Annotated in this window: 10 protein-coding genes; 6 read left to right on the forward strand and 4 right to left on the reverse strand. The window is 63.8% G+C overall.

Features of this window, described 5'->3' with window-relative positions:
• Window positions 1-111 precede the first annotated feature (111 nt).
• The gene (locus THIDRDRAFT_RS06150; RefSeq protein WP_139058653.1) at window positions 112-1,224 is read left to right on the forward strand and encodes an efflux RND transporter periplasmic adaptor subunit; all 1,113 of its coding nucleotides are present in this window, start codon (window positions 112-114) and stop codon (window positions 1,222-1,224) included.
• A complete protein-coding gene (locus THIDRDRAFT_RS06155) occupies window positions 1,221-4,316 on the forward strand; it encodes an efflux RND transporter permease subunit (protein WP_007039949.1) in 3,096 nt (1,031 codons plus the stop codon). The genes THIDRDRAFT_RS06150 and THIDRDRAFT_RS06155 overlap by 4 nt, the downstream gene beginning before the upstream one ends.
• Here THIDRDRAFT_RS06155 and THIDRDRAFT_RS06160 read toward each other — a convergent pair.
• A complete protein-coding gene (locus tag THIDRDRAFT_RS06160) occupies window positions 4,249-5,280 on the reverse strand; it encodes an EamA family transporter (protein WP_007039950.1) in 1,032 nt (343 codons plus the stop codon). The two genes, THIDRDRAFT_RS06155 and THIDRDRAFT_RS06160, sit on opposite strands and share 68 nt — an antisense overlap.
• Before the next feature lie 98 nt (window positions 5,281-5,378).
• On the opposite strand from THIDRDRAFT_RS06160, the gene THIDRDRAFT_RS06165 reads away from it, so the two are divergent.
• Together THIDRDRAFT_RS06165 and THIDRDRAFT_RS23640 are read left to right on the forward strand one after the other, a co-directional pair.
• Complete coding sequence (locus tag THIDRDRAFT_RS06165; RefSeq protein WP_007039951.1) at window positions 5,379-6,269, forward strand: LysR family transcriptional regulator; 891 nt, start codon at window positions 5,379-5,381, stop codon at window positions 6,267-6,269.
• A 120-nt stretch (window positions 6,270-6,389) separates the two neighbouring features.
• Window positions 6,390-10,022, forward strand: coding sequence for a PAS domain S-box protein (locus tag THIDRDRAFT_RS23640; protein WP_007039952.1), 3,633 nt, complete (start codon window positions 6,390-6,392; stop codon window positions 10,020-10,022).
• On the opposite strand, the gene THIDRDRAFT_RS23645 is transcribed toward THIDRDRAFT_RS23640, so the two are convergent.
• Entirely contained in the window at window positions 9,979-12,003 is a 2,025-nt protein-coding gene (locus THIDRDRAFT_RS23645) for an EAL domain-containing protein (protein ID WP_007039953.1), read from the reverse strand. The genes THIDRDRAFT_RS23640 and THIDRDRAFT_RS23645 overlap by 44 nt on opposite strands.
• Window positions 12,004-12,688: 685 nt before the next feature.
• Between THIDRDRAFT_RS23645 and THIDRDRAFT_RS25485 the strand changes: the two genes are divergently transcribed.
• The gene (locus THIDRDRAFT_RS25485) at window positions 12,689-13,012 is read left to right on the forward strand and encodes a hypothetical protein (protein ID WP_007039955.1); all 324 of its coding nucleotides are present in this window, start codon (window positions 12,689-12,691) and stop codon (window positions 13,010-13,012) included.
• A 94-nt stretch (window positions 13,013-13,106) separates the two neighbouring features.
• On the opposite strand, the gene THIDRDRAFT_RS06180 is transcribed toward THIDRDRAFT_RS25485, so the two are convergent.
• On the reverse strand, window positions 13,107-14,816 hold the full coding sequence (locus tag THIDRDRAFT_RS06180) for a J domain-containing protein (RefSeq protein WP_007039956.1): 1,710 nt from the start codon (window positions 14,814-14,816) through the stop codon (window positions 13,107-13,109).
• A 182-nt stretch (window positions 14,817-14,998) separates the two neighbouring features.
• On the opposite strand from THIDRDRAFT_RS06180, the gene THIDRDRAFT_RS06185 reads away from it, so the two are divergent.
• Window positions 14,999-15,418, forward strand: coding sequence for a PilZ domain-containing protein (locus THIDRDRAFT_RS06185; RefSeq protein WP_007039957.1), 420 nt, complete (start codon window positions 14,999-15,001; stop codon window positions 15,416-15,418).
• Between the two features lie 99 nt (window positions 15,419-15,517).
• Here THIDRDRAFT_RS06185 and THIDRDRAFT_RS06190 read toward each other — a convergent pair whose 3' ends face one another.
• Window positions 15,518-17,152 (reverse strand): alpha-D-glucose phosphate-specific phosphoglucomutase, encoded by a 1,635-nt coding sequence (locus tag THIDRDRAFT_RS06190; protein WP_007039958.1) that lies wholly within the window; start codon window positions 17,150-17,152, stop codon window positions 15,518-15,520.
• Between the last annotated feature and the right edge of the window lie 128 nt (window positions 17,153-17,280).

Genomic DNA, 17,280 nt, shown 5'->3' on the forward strand with positions numbered 1-17,280 from the left:
TCAGCTCCGATGCCTCGGTAGAGGCCATTCGTCCGTCGGGACGGGGTTTCTTCAGGGGCCGGTGGGCGGGTTCTCTATTTACTAAACGAAAGCGTACAGTAATAATGGAGCATGAGTCACAATCCTGAGGATGCGTGCGTGCGGCGATTCAAGATATCCCCGTCTCTATTGTTCGGTGGTTTGGTGCTTCTGACAGGGTGTCAGCCGAGTGCCGAGCCCGTCTTGGACGAGGTGGCGCCATTGGTGGTGACGACGCGTATCCAGGCGTCCGACGCCAGTACCTGGAGTCTCACGGGCACCTGGCAGGCGCGCCATGAGATCCCACTGTCCTTTCGGATCGGCGGCAAGGTCGCTGCGCGTCTGGTCGATGCCGGTGCGCGCGTCGAGATGGGCCAGGTGCTGTTCCGGCTCGATCCGCGCGACGTTTCCCAACAACGGATCGCCGCCGAGGCCCAGGTCGCCAGCGCGCGCGCCGAGACCCAGAATGCCGAGCGCGAGCGGGCGCGTCTCGCCGACATGCTCAAGCGCAAGCTGACCAGTCAGCAGGAGTACGATCGGGCGGCGACCTCGGCCCAGTCGGCACGGGAACAGCTGGTGGCGGCCGAGGCCGAGTTGGTTCAGGCGATCAATGCCACCGAATACGCCGTGTTGAAGGCGCCGGCCTCGGGCATCTTGCTCGATGTGACCGGGCAGCAGGGTCAGGTTGTAACCGCCGGTCAGTCATTGGCGACGCTCGCCGAGAAGGGGCCGCTGGAGGCCGAGGTCTATGTCCCCGAGGACCGCCGTGCCCAACTGCCGACGCGGGCCGTGGCCGATCCGATCGGAGGCGAACCGCAGATTCCTGTGTCGCTGCGCGAGGTCGCCGGTGCCGTGGACCCGGCGACGCGCACCTGGCGCGCTCGGTTCACGATCGATCCGGCTGCGTCCGACGGAGTCCAGGGAGTTGCGCTCGGGACCACCTTGACCCTGCGCTTCAAGCGCCCGGCCGAGGGTCCGGGAGAGGGAGCGATCCGTTGGGTTCCGCTCGGTGCCGTCCTGGAGCGCGGCGATGGGCCGCTCGTCTGGCGTCTGGTCGAGGGTCATGTCGAGGCCGAAGCCGTCACCCTGCTCGGGATCGAGGGTGAACATGCCCGTATCCGCACCCGGCTTCCGGTCGGTACCCAGGTGGTCGCGCTGGGCGTGGACCGCCTTCAGCCCGGACAGACGGTCAGGGTGCGGCCATGAAGTCGCAGGGTGCTGGAACGCCACATCAGGGGGCGGGCTTCAATCTGTCCGCGCTCGCCGTGCGCGAGCGCTCGATCACGCTCTTTCTGATCCTGGTGACGGCCGTCGCCGGTCTGATTTCCTTCTTCGAACTCGGTCGGGCCGAGGATCCGGCATTCACCGTCAAGGTCCTGGTGGTCTCGGCGGTCTGGCCTGGCGCGAGCGCCGAGCAGATGCAGGATCTGGTCGCCGAGCCGCTGGAGAAACGCATCTCCGAGGTCGACTATTTCAATAAGGTCGAGACCACGGCCCGACCCGGACGGGTCGATCTCTTCGTCGAGTTTCGCGACTACACGCCGCCGTCCCAGGTGCCCGAGCTCTTCTATCAGGTTCGCAAGCGCATGCAGGACGAGGCGCCCAATCTGCCCTCGGGCGTGCAAGGTCCCTTCGTCAACGACGAGTTTTCCGACGTCTATTTCGCGCTCTACGCGCTGACCGCGCCGGATCTGCCGCAGCGTCTGTTGGTGCGCGAGGGCGAGCGCATTCGCGATCGGCTGGCGCGCATCCAGGGGGTGCAGAAGGTGCGCATCCTGGGCGAGCGTCCGCAGCGTCTCTTCGTCGAGTTCGATCAGGCGCGTCTGGCCACGCTTGGCCTGACGCCGGAGGGCGTCGCCGATGCGCTCGACGCCCAGAACCGTCTGTTGCCGACCGGTCTGGTCGAGACCTCGGGGCCTCGGGTCTATCTGCGTCTGGATCAGGAGCTGGACGATCCGGAGCGCATCGCGGCCGTTCCGCTGCGTGTTGGCGATCGGCTCGTGCGTCTGGGGGACGTTGCCACGATCGAGCGCGGCTACGCCGATCCGCCAGGCTATCTGATCCGTGCTGGCGGCGAGGACGCCATCCTGCTCGGCGTGGTCATGGAACGTGGTGAGAACGGTCTGGATCTGGGCGAACGTCTAGCTGAGTTCCAGACCCGGTTGCGCTCCGATCTGCCATTGGGGATCCAATTCAAGCAGTTGACCGACCAATCGGATGCCATCGCCCATGCCGTGGAGCTGTTCCAGCTCAAGTTCTTCGTGGCCGTCGCGGTGGTGATGCTGGTGAGCTTCGTCGCGCTTGGCTGGCGCGCCGGGGTCATCGTCGGGATCGCCATTCCGCTGACCTTGGGGCTGACCTTCCTGCTGATGCTGATGCGCGGGGTCAATCTCGACCGCGTCTCGCTCGGCGCGCTCATCATCGCCCTGGGGCTCCTGGTGGACGACGCCATCATCTCGATCGAGATGATGCTGGTGAAGATGGAGGAGGGCTGGGATCGGCTCAGGTCCGCAGCCCATGCCTGGACGGTCACGGCCGCGCCTATGCTGAGCGGAACCCTGGTGACGGTCGTCGGCTTCGTTCCCATCGGTTTCGCCCGCTCCAGCGTCGGCGAGTACGCGGGCAATATCTTCTGGGTCCTGGCCTTCGCCCTGCTAGTGTCCTGGCTGGTGGCCGTGACCTTCACGCCCTATCTGGGCACACTGCTGCTGAAGCCGCCCAAGCTGAAATCCGAGAGCCATGAAGAGACGCTCTACGACTCGCGGCTCTATCGGCGTCTACGGGCGGTCATCCGCTGGTGCGTGCGGCACAAGCGGCTGGTGGTTGCGATGACCTTCGGTGCGCTGGCGCTGGCCATCGCCGGACTCGCCGGTCCGGTACAGAAGCAGTTCTTCCCAACCTCGGATCGGCCCGAGGTGCTGGTTGACATCACTCTGCCGGAGGGCAGCAGCATCCGCGCGAGCCAAGCGGTGGCCGAGCGCGTTGAGCAGCTGATCCAGTCGGCGCCGGGCGTGCGTTCGTACGCGACCTATGTCGGTGCCGGCGCTCCGCGCTTCTTCCTGGCGCTCAATCCGGAGCTGACCAATCCGGCCTTCGCTAAACTGATCCTGGTCGCCGAAGGGCCGGCCGCGCGCGACGCGCTCATCGAGCATCTGAACGCCCACATCGAGGCCGGCGAATTCCCCGAGGCCCGCGTGCGGGTCCACAAGCTGCTCTATGGCCCGCCCGTGATCTGGCCGGTGACCTTCCGCGTGCTGGGGCCTGATCCGTTGGTGCTGCGGCGTATCGCCGAGCAGGTGCGCGATGAGATCGCGCGCCATCCCAATACCCGCGATGCGCATCTCGAATGGGGCGAGCGGGTCCCGGTGCTGAAGCTCGAACTGGATCCCGAGCGGTTGCGTTCGATCGGTCTCACCCCGCGCGAGATCGCGGGGCAGCTCCAGTACGAGCTGTCTGGGATCACCGCGACCGAGATCCGCGAGGATATCCGTCACGTCGATCTGGTCTTGCGCGGGCTGCCCGAGGGCAGCGGGCGCTCCGGTCGTTTGGCGGATCTGACCATCAAGACGCTCGACGGTCGCCAGATTCCGCTGTCGCAGGCGGGGACGCTCAAGGTCGAGTTCGAGGATCCGGTCCTCAAGCGCTACAACCGCGAGCCCTTTATTGCCGTCAACGCCGAGGTGGTCGGTGCCCAGCCGCCGGACGTGACCGCAGCGATCATTCCACGGCTCGCTACCATCCGCGATGCCCTGCCGCTCGATTACCGGATCGACGTGGGCGGCTCCGTCGAGCAGTCCGGAAAGGCCGATGCCTCCATCAAGCGCGTTCAGCCCATCATGCTGGTGCTGATGCTTACGGTCATCATGTTCCAGATGCGCAGCTTCTCAGGGACCTTCATGGTGGTTGCCACGGCACCGCTCGGGGTGATCGGCGCGACCCTGGCCCTGCTTGTCGGCGGGCAGCAGTTCGGATTCGTCGCCTTGCTCGGTCTGATCGGGCTGGCCGGCATCCTGATGCGCAACACCCTCATCCTGGCCAAGCAGATCGAGGAGAACCGGGAGCAGGGCATGGAGGCGTCGGTGGCCGTGATCGAGGCGACCGTGCGGCGGGCGCGGCCGGTGGTGCTGACCGCCGCTGCCGCCGTCTTCGCCTTCATGCCCCTGACCACGGATACCTTCTGGGGACCGCTCGCCTATGTGCTGATCGGCGGCGTCATCGTCGGGACCGGCATCACGCTCCTGTTTCTGCCGGCGCTTTATGCGCTTTGGTTTCGGGTGCGGATGCCCGCGACGGTATGAGCCTGTATCTCAGTGCGCGTAGCCCGCGTGATGCCCCGGCCACCGAGCGCCGATCGAGTCGCAGCCCTGGGCACCAATGGAGCAGCCCCATGGCGGCGACCACCAGGGCGAAGCCGAGCACCTGAATCGGCGCGATCTCCTCGCCCAGGATCCACCAGGCCGCGAGCAGGGTCACTGCCGGTCCACTCAGGGCGATGAGGCTGGCGCGTCCGGCCCCGGTGTGTCGGATACCCTCGAACAGCAGCAGGAAGGGCACCACCGTGGCCACCACGACCATGACGGCGATCCAGCCGACGCCCTCGATCGGCAGAGTCCAGTCCTCGGGGCTCGCCCAGAAGAGCCCATAGAGCAGGAACACCAGAAAGGTGGTGCTGTTCATCATGGCCGTGAGGCGTGGTCCGCCCACGCGCTTGGATAGATCCTGCCCCAGAACCAGGAAGAGTGCGTAGCTGGCTGCGGCGGTCGCGCCGCAGGCGATGCCGATCCATGCGCTGCGATCCAGATGACCGCCGAATCCCTTGGGCGCGAACAGCAGTATCAAGCCGAGATAGGCGAGCGCGAAGACCAGCAATTCGCGCCGGGTCGGCGCGCGCCGCTCGCGCACGGCAGTGAGCGCCTGGACCACCAAGGGATAGGTGAAGAGCAGCATGCGCGAGAGTCCGGCGCCCAGATGGTCGATCGCCATGAAGTCCGCGATCGTGGCGACCGTGAAGAGGGTGCCGATGAGCAGGGTGTCGCGCCAGTCTCGCCAGGAGGTGCTGTGTCCGTCCGGCAGCAGGCGCACCACCAGCCAATAGAGCGGCATGGCGAGCAGGATGCGCAGCATCAGCACCCCGGCGACCGTCATCCCGGTCGCGAACGCCAGCTTGGCGAAGACGCCCTTGAAGGCGAAGCCGACATTGGCGAAAAACACCATGAGTGCAGGTGAGTGGAGTGCGGCTGTCGGTCGTCGGTCGTCGTGCATGAAGATGTCCTGCCGGAAGTGCGAGACCTCTTTGTGCTACAGATATCGCCATGATTCAATTTGAAAGATCTGATGTCAGCTATGACGGATTTGCATAGATGGACAGCAAGCTCCTCAAATGCTTCCTGCATGTCCTGGACGCCGGTGGTCTCACCTCGGCGTCCGAGCGCCTGCATCTCACCCAGTCCGCGCTGAGCCGTCAGCTCAAGCAGCTCGAATCGGATCTGGGTGTCGCGCTCTTCCAGCGCACCGGGCGCGGTCTGATCCCGACCGAGACGGGCCGTCAGTTGGAGCGTCGTGCCCGGCCGCTGATGGCCGAGCTGGAACGTCTGGCCGCCGACATCGCTTCAGATCGACAGGGCGTCACCGGCGCGTTGGCCCTGGCGGTTCCGCCGAGCGTGGGCGTTGCCGCACCGGCCAATCTCATCCGTCGCTATCGCGATCTCTATCCCCAGGTGCGTCTGCGGGTCGTCTCGGCCCTGAGCGGCGCCATCCAGGACGGACTGCTGCGCGGACGGCTGGATCTGGGGCTCGTCCATCATCCACTGACCAGCGCCGGACTTCTGCACGAGACGCTGTGGCGCGAGCGTCTCTGGCTGGTCGCGGAGTCTGCGGCTGGGCTCGATCCCGAGACTCCGGTTCCGCTCGGTGAGGCGCTGGCCGGTCCCCTGGTGCTGACCGGATCGCGTCATGGTTTGCGGGTGCTGGTCGAGGGTCAGGCGGCCGGCCTGGGGCTGGCGCTGGACGTGACGGTCGAGGTTGACAGCCTGCGCATCATGCTGGAGACGGTCGCGCTCGGCCTTGGTCGGACCCTGCTGCCGTATCGAGCGATCGAGGCCGAGTTGGCCTCCGGCCGGCTGTGCGCGGCGCCCGTGATCTCGCCCGAGGTCGAGCGGGTGACCGTGCTCGCCTGGCCGGCGGATCGAGCACTCTCGCGAGCCGCCGAGGCCATGGCCGAACTCATCCGCGCCGAATTGCGCCATCCCTGAGCCGTTCGCGGAATGGTGCATGGAAACCTAGCCGCTCATTAAGGGAGTGGCCGGTCCGGTTGGTTTTCGCATTCGCTATCGTAAGATCTAAGCGGTTATCGACGATCGAGTGGATCTGCCATGCACGCCTTACAAGACGGTCTCTGGGACTGGGATCTGAGAACAAATCGCGTCTATTACTCTTCTGGCTGGAAGAGCATGCTGGGATACCGGGACGATGAACTGGAAGAGGGCTACGATACCTGGGTCCATCTGGTCGATCCGGACGCCAAGCCCAGGGTTGAGTCGCTCTTCCAAGACTGTCTGACCGGACGTCAGCCGAGCTTTTCCACCGGCTTTCGTATGCGTCACAAGGATGGTCACTGGGTCGACGTGCTTTCGCTCGGCATCTTGGTGCGCGATGCCGAGGGCGTTCCCGTGCGTTTCGCCGGAACTAACATGGACGTTAGCGAGCTGCGCCAGATGGAGCGGGATCTGTCCGAGACTCAGCGGATCGCCGAATTGGGGCATTGGCGTCTGGAGCTGGGCACCGAGCGTATGACCTGGTCGGAGGAGGTCTATCGGATCTTCGGAATCGATCCCCAGGAGGTCGAGGCGAGCACGGACCTCTTCGTCAGCATCGTCCATCCCGAAGACCGTGCGGTGGTTCGCAAGGCGTTCCTGGCGCACTTGGAGGAGCGGCTTCCATATCGGATGGAGCATCGGCTGCTGCTGCCGGACGGCAGCGTCAAGCACGTACTGGAACGCTGCGATACCCAGTACGACGAATCGGGCGCCCCCCTGAGATCGCTGGGAACCGTCGAGGACATCAGCCGGCAGAAGGCTCTGGAATTCGAACTGGTCGAGCGGGAATCCTGGGTCCGGCGCATCATCGACGCCGTGCCCGATGCCATCATGGTCGTGGATTCGGATGGCTGCATCGAGCAGGCGAACCGCGGCGCGGAGCGAATCTTCGGCTATGAGAGCCGCGAGTTGCTGGGGGCGTCCGTCGAGACGCTCATGCCCGCTCGCTTTCGCACCGGCCATGCGATTCTGCGCCAGCGGTTCGAGTCCGAGCGATCGCTGCGCAGAATGGGAAAGGGCCGGGAACTCTTCGCCCTGGATGGCGGGGGGCGCGAATTCCCGGTGGAGGTCGGTCTGGCGCCGCTGCCCGGCAGCGACGAGGGGCATCTGGTGGTGTCGGTCGCCGACATCAGCGAACGCAAGGCCGCCGAACGGGTGCTGCGCGAAAGCAAGGAGCGGCTGAGGCTGATGACCAGCGGCGTCCGCGACTACGCCATCTTCATGCTGGACCCGGACGGCAGGGTGGCCTCCTGGAACGCGGGCGCGCAGCGGATGAAGGGGTATGAGGCCCAGGAGATCATAGGGCGGTCCATCGCATGCTTTCATCCGCCCGAGGAGGCGGCGTCGGGCCGGCCGTCAGCGCTGCTCGTGGAGGCGGCCTCAGAGGGGCGCGTCGAGACCCAGGGGTGGCTGATGCGCAAGGATGGCAGCCGTTTCTTCGCCGACGTGCTGATTACGGCCATGCGGGACGAGCGCGGAACCCTGATCGGATTCTCCAAGATCACCCGCGACATCACAGAGCGCAAGGCGGCCGATGAGCGTCTGCGCAACGAGCGGGAACAGCAGGAAACGCTGCGCGCGCTGTTGGAGATCAGCGTCTCCGGGGCCGCGCTGGAGGAGACGCTGGAGCAGTGTCTGAGCCGACTGCTGGATGTGTCTTGGCTCAGATCAAGACCCAGCGGCGGTGTTTTCCTGATGGATGAGCCCCAGCGTGGATTGCTGTTGGTCGTGTCTTGCGACCTTGATCCGGGAATTGCGGATCTGTGCGTCAATCGCGTCTGGGTTCCGCGCGGATGCGGTCGGGATTCTCCGGACAGGAAGGCGGCCCATTCCAACGAGCCGAACGAGGCGCGGGCACTCAGCGCGCCGTGCATGCTGGACCGGGATCACTACGGTCTGCCACTCATTTCTAAAGGCGAACTGCTGGGCGCGCTGGTCTTGCATCTGGATGAGGATGTCCAGCAAGACGCGCTGAAGGCGCAGTTCCTGGCCTCGACCGCCGACATTCTGGCTGGCTACATCAGTCGGGAGAGTGCCGAGCGAGAGGTTGCGCAGCAACATGGGCGTCTGGAGATTCTGGTCGCCGAGCGGACCGCCGATCTGGACAAGGCTCTCTTGGAGGCCGAGCGGCTGGCCAAGGTGAAGGATACCTTCCTGGCCACCATGAGCCATGAGATTCGCACGCCGATGAACGCCTTGCTGGGCATGATGGAATTGGTGGCGATGCGCGGGCTCGAGGATGAGCAGGCGCGGATGCTCGACCTGGCGCGGGATTCAGGGCAGGTGCTGCTACGTCTCATCGATGACATCCTCGATTATTCGAAGATCGAGGCCGGAAAGTTGACCGTCTCTCCTGAGCCGGCCTCCATCTCGGAGGTCGTGCAGCTGACGGCGAGTTTCTTCGAGCGATTGGCAAGCAGCAAGGGGTTGAGGCTCAGTTGCTGGGTGTCTGAAGAGATCAGCCCAGTGGTGAGCGTGGATCGGTTGCGCTTGCGACAGATCCTGAACAATTTCCTGTCCAACGCAATCAAGTTTACCGAGCAGGGCGAGGTCGAACTCGGGGCCGAGTTGCTGGAGCATCTTCCGGGCCTGGACCGCGTCTGCTTCAGCGTTTCCGACACCGGGATCGGGATCGCGCCAGAGGCGCAGGCGCGTCTGTTTCAACCCTTCAGTCAGGCGGACGCCGAGACGACTCGCCGTTTCGGTGGTTCTGGACTGGGCCTCGCCATCTGTCGCCGCTTGGCCGAGATCATGGGGGGGAGTATCGAGTTGAGTAGCGCGCCCGGGCAGGGCACAACCATGAGGTTGTTGTTGGATTTGCCCCTGGTGGACGACGCCTCGTTGCCCGAGCCGCATCTCGGGCAAGTGGGCGCCATGCATACTCGAGAGTCGAAAGTGCCGCCGACGGTGACTCAGGCCCAGGTGGCCGGCACTCTGATTCTGCTGGTGGACGATCATCCCTCCAACCGCGATGTCCTGACCCAGCAGCTGGAGCTGTTGGGCTATGCGTCGGAACAGGTGGTGAGCAGCACCGAGGCGCTGGAACGGTGGAAAAGTCGAAACTATGGTCTGCTGATCACCGATTGTCACATGCCGGATATGGACGGCTATCAGCTCACCCGCGAGATCCGTCGTCTGGAGACCGAGACAGGCCGGCGGCGGATGCCGGTGTTGGGCTGGACCGCGAACGCTATGCGCAATGCGATCGACGAATGCCAGGCGGCGGGTATGGACGATCTGCTGGTCAAACCGGCCGATCTCGGCAGTCTGGCCGCCAAGCTGGAGCAGTTGCTGCCGCTATCGGGGGCGACCGGTGTCGCTCCCGATAGCGGCCAGCGGCAGGAACGTCCGGCGGATCTCGACGAGGTGCTGGATCCCGCCGTGCTGCGCGAGCTGAGCGGCGGTGATTCGGACATGGAGCGGAGGCTCCTCGCGCGCTTCGACGCTACCAACCGAACGGACGCAGAGGCGATCGAGCGCGCCTTCGCCGATCGGGACATGAAGGCGATCGCCAGCCTCGCGCATCGGATCAAGGGGGCATCCTCGATGATCGGTGCGCGCGCCCTGTCTTGCTCCTGCGAGGCGCTGGAGCTGGCGGGGCGGGACGCGGATTGGGGTCGGATCGAGGCGATACAGGGGTGCTATTTCAAGGCCTACCGGCGCTTGAGGTCGATACTCGACGGTCTATAGGTGGGCGGTGGTCTTGGGCGGTGGCGACTTCGTTCGGTGTTTGGTCCAGAAGCGCCTCCGGTCGGATCACCTTGATGCGGGTCGCGGAGAGACTCTCGCGCAGATCCTGCAGACGATTGATGATGCTCGTTGTCAGCCGCGAGCCCTGAGTCAGGATCATCAGATTTTGGCGGTTGAACAGTGGTTCCGCGAGGATCATGCCTGCGCGCAGGAATGTCAGGGAAATGTGCTCTACAACGATGGGTGCGCCGCCCGCATCGTCCCAAGTTTCCTCTGATGTGGAGGTCAAGTCGGAGACGAGGCGATCGTTCGAGAGGGCGGCGGTGCTCAGTTCCCGGTAATGGCTGGGCGGCTGGGGCTGGTAATCCTCCGACATGGCGTTCTGGATGGCGTCCAGAAGGGTGCTGCTTCGGGCTGGTTTGGCCAGGAAGCCGTTGATGTCCAGTACGATGGACTTGAGGACGATGTCTTGGTCGCGATGGGCGGACAGCAGGATGATGCGTGTCGCGGGATCTGCCTGTGTTTGCTGGGTTCGTATGAGTTTGACCAGATCCAATCCGCTGTGGCGGTCCAGTTTGACGTCGCTGATGACCAGATCGACTGGGTTTTCCGCCAGGATCTTCAATGCGCCGTCCAGGTTGGTCGCGGTATGCACCAGGCCTAATTCCAACTGGGCCAACAGTTCGCCATAGGCCTCGAGCTGGAAGTTCTCGTCCTCCACCAAGAGGATGTCTAACTTCTGTCGCTCCGAATTGTGGCGTTGGGTCGTCGACCTGAGGGCCGAGATACGCCATTGGCCCAGCCAATCGGCGATGGCTTCGTGTGGCATGGGCTTGGCGATCAGGTACCCTTGCGCGAGATCGCAGCCCAACTGGCTAAGCATCTCCCAGTGTTCGACGGTCTCGACGCCTTCCGCCGTAACCTTCAGCCCCAATCTGCGGGCCAGATCCATGGTCGACTCGATGACGATGCGCGTGGTTTCGTGGTGGAGCGCATCCTGGACGAAGGACTGGTCGATCTTGAGTTCGGTGAACGGCACGCGGGTCAGTTGCTGCAACGACGAATAGCCGGTTCCGTAATCGTCCAGCGATAAGCCGAAGCCGAGGAGGCGCAGCCGCGCTAGATTTTCGATGCAGGGGCCGACGGAACTCATGGCCGCCGACTCGGTGATTTCGAGCAGGATCGACGAGGGCGCGAGGTCACAGTGAGTCGCCGCCTCGTGGAGTCGCTCGGCCAGTCCGGCATGTCCCAGATTGCTCAACGAGAGATTGACCGAGACGGAAAGAGGCAACCCCCGATCCCGCCAGCTTTGGCAGACGGCAGCCGATTTGGTCAGCATCACGAAGGTCATGGCGTCCATCAGGCCGGCCGATTCGACGTCGTCCAGAAAGGCGCCTGGCGCTAAGAGACCCCGCGACGGGCTGGCCCAGCGCACGAGCGCCTCCATACCGACGACCTTGCCGCTGTCGACCTCTACCTTCGGTTGGAAATAGGGGATGAATTCGCCCAGCTTCAGGGCTGCAACGATCTCGCTTTCCGGAATGGGATCGCGTTTGCTGTGTGCTTTGCGCGTGACCGCGCCGACCTCGCGGTTGGCGATGAGCGTCTTCATGCGGCTTCTGGATGGAGGATATGGCATGGTGCCGAGAATCTTGGCGCCGTATGCCTTACCCATGGCCGCCACCGAGTCCAGCAGGGCATTGCCCAACGCGCTGACCAGGATGACCGAGGTGTTTGAGTCGCTATTGGCGAGGTTGCGCAGGAAGGCCATTCCATCCATGTCCGGCATATTGATGTCGCACAGGATGATGTCAATCGGTGTGTCGGTGGTATCCAGCAGATCGAGCGCGACACGCCCGTTTTCCGCCTTCATTATTTTGGTGGCGCCGAAGTTGCCGAGCAGGAGTTCCAGCGCGTCGCGTTGGAACTCCTCGTCCTCCACGATTAGGAAGCGAAGCGCATCGAGGGGCTTGTCATTCATTGCGAGTCACTCCTTGCTGTGTGTCCAGTCTCAGCTGGCATTTGTGTTCGCCTTTTGAGCCAAGTCGGGTCTGGGTCAGGCGATTGTTTCAATTTAGTTTTATTGTTCCCTAAATCGTGCGTAAACAACGAGAATCGCTTCTCATTTCTGCTGTTTGATCTGTTGTGCCGATTCCAGCGCTGTCTGCGATGCCCTCCTCAACGGTGCTTGCCTTAGTGGTTTGCCAGGAATTCGCCGATCATGGTCCTCGCGAGCGCCATCCGTGAGTCTGGGTTGACCCGCGTCAAGCTGTTCGGGAGCAACCGACTTGAGGTTCGCTGTGTTTACGTAATGTGAATGCGGGGACCTTCGCTTCATCCGCGAATGGGGATGTCTAAATGCGTGTTGACGGAACCTTGCGAGTCGCGATCAGACTGCCGCAATGCGTTAATCACTAATATCTATATGGTTTAGCGCGGCTTAGAATGATGAGGCGTTTCTGAAATTGGTGGATACTGGGTGTTGCGTCATCGAGGGTGCGCGCAAGAACGATTGACAGCGCGTTACGCGTTGTTGCATAACGTGGACGGTGTTTGAGCAACAGAATTAGACAGTAACGCAACAGCCTGGGCTTGGTTCGGCGTTCGACATTCTGACTCGGCGTGCCAACTCTCTCCAATGACATCGGATATTTGACCGACTCTCGATGCAGATCGCCGGTTCCTTCACAACCCTGTCACCTGTTCGGCCCGAACCCTCGCGAGACCGGTCCGCCAATGAGGCGCCAGCACCGGCAGTCGAGGCGAGGGGGGCTGAGGCATTTGCGGTTGAGCCAGACATTGAGGTCGAGGCGTCTCCTCGGGTTGAGGAGGTCGCCGAGGCCCGGTCGCCACGCCCTTACCCGTTGCCGGTTCGGATGTCGGTCGATGGGCGCTATGCCAATCAGGCGGTAGCGGCCTACGAGGACGTGCTCCAGTTGCAGCGGCGCGACGATCTGCGCGCGATCATGGGTGTCGATCTCTACGCTTGATCCCGTTTCGTCCATTCACCGGCGCTTGCGATGTTTCGCTGGCACAGCTGTGCTGTCGCGGGACTTCTGTTGTTCCTCTACTGGGGGATTCCTCTCAGTAGCGCACGCGCAGGATGAGCAGCTCGGCTCCACGCTGCTCGAAGAGGATTTGGATGGCGCCTTTGCGTCGCTCTAGCTTGGAGTCCGAATTCAGAAAGATGACCTCGAATGTGGCGATCGCGGCGCAGCGTTTGCCGTCGGCGGTCGGCTTGACACGGAGCTGGTCGAAGTCGATGCGGCGCGCGCGCGTGGTGGCGAACCATTGCCGATAGGTCTGGCGGATCGCGAACCAGGTGCCGAGATCGTTCTCTTTGGCCAGCGGGCTGTAGAGGGCCATGAAGTCGTCCAGCGAGCCCGACTGATAGTTGTGCTGGAACGCCTGCATCCGTGCTGGGACCTGGCTGCAGATAGCGGCCGTTTGGGCGCGGCCCCTGGTGCTGGAGGTGATTGCCGGGGCGGCGCCCAGACGCAGCGGTAGCTGAGGCGACTGGGGTGGTGTCGGCGGTGTCGGGGCCGGGGTCGAGGGAATTTGGAGCTCAGGCTGGAGCGGGGGAGCCGGCTCTGGAGCAAGCCCCGGTTGGATTGACGGCTGCTCAATGATCGGGGCCAGATTTGGGGGCTCCTGGCCGATCGAAGGCATCGGCGGCACCAGCGGTTCCCAGGTCGTTTCTGGTTCGAGTCCGTTCGGCTCGGTTGGGGGCGATGCGGGCTCGGACGCCTTCGGCGTATCCGTGGATTCCGGGGACGGCTCGGCCGGTGCCGTCTCTTGTTGGGGCTCTGTCTCGGTGAGCGAAGGCGAGGCGGCGGGCGCTGTGCTCGTCTGGTTCGATGATGCGTCGGTCGCGTTCGTCTCTTCGGGGGGGGCAGTCGTTTCCTGGGCAGGCGCTGGCTCCGGGGTAGGCGGTACCTCGGGTGTCGCCTGTGCGATCTGGAGCGGCGCTTCCGGTTCGGTCGGCGTGTCGCTTGTCCGGGTTGGCTTTGGCGGCGCGGGTGGGATCGCGTCCGTTTCCTCGGGCGCGGGGTGTGAGTCCGGTTCGGCTTGGGCGAGCGGTCGGGGTTCGGGGGCGACGGTCTCCTTGGGTGGCGTCTTGTGCACCTCGCCGAGCGGGTGGTGGATGATCTTCGGTCGCGGCTTGGGCGTCTCGTGGAATAGCGGCGCGAGTGCCAGGATCAGAGCCGTCGCCAGGATAGCGCCGGCCCAGCGACGAGCCTTGGGGCGGGCGATGAGTTCGCGCCAGGGTTGGGGGCGCGTCCAGGACTGAATCCATGCGAGGGCATGCGTGATCCTGTCCCCGGGTGTCGATGGTCCGGGTGGCGTTTCCTCGGACTGGGTCGAGGACGTCGTGGCGCCCTTGTCGCTCGCTTCGGCGCGGCGGAAGGCGTCGAAGGCCCGGTTGATCTGTTCGGTGTGCTGGGTGGCCCAGGCCGTTTTGTCCGGGTGCCGGTCTGGATGATAGACCTGGATCAGCCTCCGATAGCGCTGTTTCGCTAGGTTCTGATCGGCGTCCTGGGGGAGTCCCAGCGTGGCCGCCGAGGGTTGTTGGTCGGTCGGGAAGAGCGCTTGGTCGAGCAATTGATAGGCACGGGTCGCGGCCCGGCCTCGATCCAGCCGACTCGCCTCGATCGCTTTGTCGAGATCGCTTGCGCGAGAGTTGTCCGGGTTGGCGAGCCAAAGCAGGAGCGCGTCCAGATGTGTTTCGATCGCGCGCGAGGGGCGGCCGCTTTCGAGCGATTTGGCGATCTGTCGTGTCCAATGCGCGGTCATGGTCTGGCGCAGGTCCGAGAATCTGGGTGGAATGATCTCCCATCATGAATGACCCAGGGCGTCAGGGCGAGTTCGAGGTTTGCCATGGGGGTTGCTTCGCCAATGCGTGAAAACGGCGGGGAAGACAGCTCCGATCTCTGGGCTATTCTTCTGTCCAGTGCACTTTTCGTCGCCGGAGGCCTATGACTAACGCAGAACGTCAGTTTCTTCGTCATCCGTCGGACGTCCCCATCAGCTATTCGCTGCGCGAGTTGGTCGTCGACAGGAGCGACTATCTTCGCAATATCGGCGAGGGCGGTCTTTGCTTCAGGTCGCGGATTGCGATTGCGCCTGGCACTGGGATCCATATCGAGATTCCGATCGCCAAGCCCGTCTTCGAGGCCGAGGGGGTTGTGGTCTGGTGTCGGGACGTGGAGGGCGCCCACGAGGTGGGTGTGCGATTCGATAGCGTCGATGTCGAATACGGTCTCCGCATGGTCGAGCAGGTCTGTCAGATCGAGCACTATCGGCGGAAGATGCTGGTTCGGGAAGGTCGGGTTCTCACGGGCGAGGAGGCGGCGATGGAGTGGATCCAGAAATACGCCTCGCATTTTCCGCGTTGAGTCGCATGGGGTTGGGTTGGGCTGGCGAATGGAATCGACGGAATTTTGGGAATCCCGCCGATTCCGAGTCATTCAAGAATCGGCTTGGATCATGTCGATTCAGGTAACGACGTCTGGTTCCTGACGTCCGGTGCGCGTCTCAATCTGGGCAAACTCGCGTGCGATCAGGATCAGGGGCTGCATCGCCTCCTGGGTGTCCTGTTCGTGACGCGCCGGATCGGCCTCGAAGAATTCGAGATAGACCCGAAGCGTCGCGCCGGCGGTGCCGGTTCCCGAGAGTCGGTAGACGATGCGTGAGCCATTCTCGAAGCCGATGCGGATACCCTGGTGCTCCGAGACGCTGCCGTCGATGGGGTCGGTGTAGGCGAAGTCGTCGGCGTAGCTGACGCGCATGCCGCCGATCTCCTTGCCGGCGAGGCCGGGGACCAGCAGGCGCAGATGGTCCATGAGCGCTTCGGCTGCGGCCAGATCGACGCCTTCGTAGTCATGACGGGTGTAGAAATTACGTCCGAAGCGGCGCCAGTGGTCCTGCAGGATCTCGGCGACCGACTGTTGGCGGACGGCCAGCAGGTTGAGCCAGAAAAGTACGGCCCAGAGCCCGTCCTTCTCGCGCACGTGGTCCGATCCGGTGCCGAAGCTCTCTTCGCCGCAGAGCGTGATGCGGCCATCATCGAGCAGGTTTCCGAAGAACTTCCAGCCGGTCGGGGTCTCGAAACACTCGATGCCCATGAGGTCGGCGACCCGGTTCGCGGCCTGGCTGGTGGGCATGGATCGGGCGACACCGCGGATGCCGCTGCGGTATCCGGGGGTCAGGTGGGCGTTGGCGGCGAGAATGGCGAGACTGTCGCTCGGGGTGACGAAAACGTCCTTGCCGAGAATCATGTTGCGGTCGCCGTCGCCATCGGAGGCGGCACCAAAGTCCAGTCCCTCCGGACCCTTGGTCAGTTTGACCAGTTCCTCGGCGTGGACCAGGTTTGGGTCCGGGTGACCGCCACCGAAGTCTTCCTTGGGTTCGCCGTTCATCACGGTTTCCGGTGCGGCGCCGAGACGGTTCTCCAGGATCTCGATCGCATAGGGTCCGGTGACGGCGTGCATGGCGTCGAACCGCATCCGGAAGAGGCCCGAATTGAACAGCTGGTGGATGGCGTTGAAGTCGAACAGCGACTCCATGAGCTCGGCGTAGTCCGCGACCGGATCCATGACTTCGATCTGTGCGTTGCCGAGCTGGAAGGACCCGATTTCGTCCAGATCGACGGCCGGAACATCGAGGGTCAGATAGCGGTCGATGGTGCGGGTGCGTGCATGGATGGCGTCGGTCACGGACTCGGGCGCGGGACCACCGTTGGCGGCATTGAATTTGATGCCGAAATCCTCGTCGGGACCGCCAGGGTTGTGGCTGGCCGAGAGCACGATGCCGCCTTGGGTCTTGTATTTGCGGATGACGCAGGACACCGCCGGTGTGGAAAAGATGCCGCCGCGTCCGACCAGGATGCGGCTGACCCCGTTGGCGGCGGCCATGCGCAGGATGGTTTGGATGGCCTCGCGGTTGAAATAGCGACCGTCGCCGCCGACGACCAGGATGCCGCCCTTAAGGTCGGGTTGTGTGTCGAAGATTGCCTGAACGAAGTTTTCGAGGTAGCCCGGCTGCTGGAAGACCTTCACTTTCTTGCGCAGTCCGGAGGTGCCGGGGCGTTGCCCGTCGAATGGCGTCGTGGCGATAATATGCGGTTCCATCTTCAAGCCCTTGATTTGTAGTCTTATGGACTTCACTGAGCGGCTGAGTGCGGACAGCGGCTGTGACGGCGGTCTAGACCGGAGGGGTGTCGGCGTTGGACCGCCGAGGTCCGGGGTTTGCTCCCGGA

The sequence above is a fragment of the Thiorhodococcus drewsii AZ1 genome, from assembly GCF_000224065.1.
Classification (GTDB): Bacteria; Pseudomonadota; Gammaproteobacteria; order Chromatiales; family Chromatiaceae; genus Imhoffiella; species Imhoffiella drewsii.